The sequence below is a fragment of the Aeromonas sp. Y318-1 genome (assembly GCF_027706125.1).
Lineage (GTDB): Bacteria > Pseudomonadota > Gammaproteobacteria > Enterobacterales > Aeromonadaceae > Aeromonas > Aeromonas hydrophila.
The window spans coordinates 1-1,356 of record NZ_JAPDCM010000043.1; the positions used below are offsets into that span (position 1 = coordinate 1).

Annotated in this window: 1 protein-coding gene; it reads right to left on the reverse strand. The window is 60.3% G+C overall.

Annotated features, from left to right (window positions below; translation table 11 throughout):
* Positions 1–202 precede the first annotated feature (202 nt).
* Complete coding sequence (gene intI1, locus OKB87_RS23500; protein ID WP_000845039.1) at positions 203–1,216, reverse strand: class 1 integron integrase IntI1; 1,014 nt, start codon at positions 1,214–1,216, stop codon at positions 203–205.
* Positions 1,217–1,356 lie beyond the last annotated feature (140 nt).

Below are 1,356 nucleotides of genomic sequence, written 5' to 3' on the forward strand. Positions count from 1 at the left end.
TGTCGTTTTCAGAAGACGGCTGCACTGAACGTCAGAAGCCGACTGCACTATAGCAGCGGAGGGGTTGGATCCATCAGGCAACGACGGGCTGCTGCCGGCCATCAGCGGACGCAGGGAGGACTTTCCGCAACCGGCCGTTCGATGCGGCACCGATGGCCTTCGCGCAGGGGTAGTGAATCCGCCAGGATTGACTTGCGCTGCCCTACCTCTCACTAGTGAGGGGCGGCAGCGCATCAAGCGGTGAGCGCACTCCGGCACCGCCAACTTTCAGCACATGCGTGTAAATCATCGTCGTAGAGACGTCGGAATGGCCGAGCAGATCCTGCACGGTTCGAATGTCGTAACCGCTGCGGAGCAAGGCCGTCGCGAACGAGTGGCGGAGGGTGTGCGGTGTGGCGGGCTTCGTGATGCCTGCTTGTTCTACGGCACGTTTGAAGGCGCGCTGAAAGGTCTGGTCATACATGTGATGGCGACGCACGACACCGCTCCGTGGATCGGTCGAATGCGTGTGCTGCGCAAAAACCCAGAACCACGGCCAGGAATGCCCGGCGCGCGGATACTTCCGCTCAAGGGCGTCGGGAAGCGCAACGCCGCTGCGGCCCTCGGCCTGGTCCTTCAGCCACCATGCCCGTGCACGCGACAGCTGCTCGCGCAGGCTGGGTGCCAAGCTCTCGGGTAACATCAAGGCCCGATCCTTGGAGCCCTTGCCCTCCCGCACGATGATCGTGCCGTGATCGAAATCCAGATCCTTGACCCGCAGTTGCAAACCCTCACTGATCCGCATGCCCGTTCCATACAGAAGCTGGGCGAACAAACGATGCTCGCCTTCCAGAAAACCGAGGATGCGAACCACTTCATCCGGGGTCAGCACCACCGGCAAGCGCCGCGACGGCCGAGGTCTTCCGATCTCCTGAAGCCAGGGCAGATCCGTGCACAGCACCTTGCCGTAGAAGAACAGCAAGGCCGCCAATGCCTGACGATGCGTGGAGACCGAAACCTTGCGCTCGTTCGCCAGCCAGGACAGAAATGCCTCGACTTCGCTGCTGCCCAAGGTTGCCGGGTGACGCACACCGTGGAAACGGATGAAGGCACGAACCCAGTGGACATAAGCCTGTTCGGTTGGTAAGCTGTAATGCAAGTAGCGTATGCGCTCACGCAACTGGTCCAGAACCTTGACCGAACGCAGCGGTGGTAACGGCGCAGTGGCGGTTTTCATGGCTTGTTATGACTGTTTTTTTGTACAGTCTATGCCTCGGGCATCCAAGCAGCAAGCGCGTTACGCCGTGGGTCGATGTTTGATGTTATGGAGCAGCAACGATGTTACGCAGCAGGGCAGTCGCCCTAAAACAAAGTTAG

What these genes read in the sequence shown, in the direction of transcription:
- intI1 (WP_000845039.1), bottom strand. Translation starts at nt 1,216, where the DNA reads ATGAAAACCGCCACTGCGCCGTTACCACCGCTGCGTTCGGTCAAGGTT.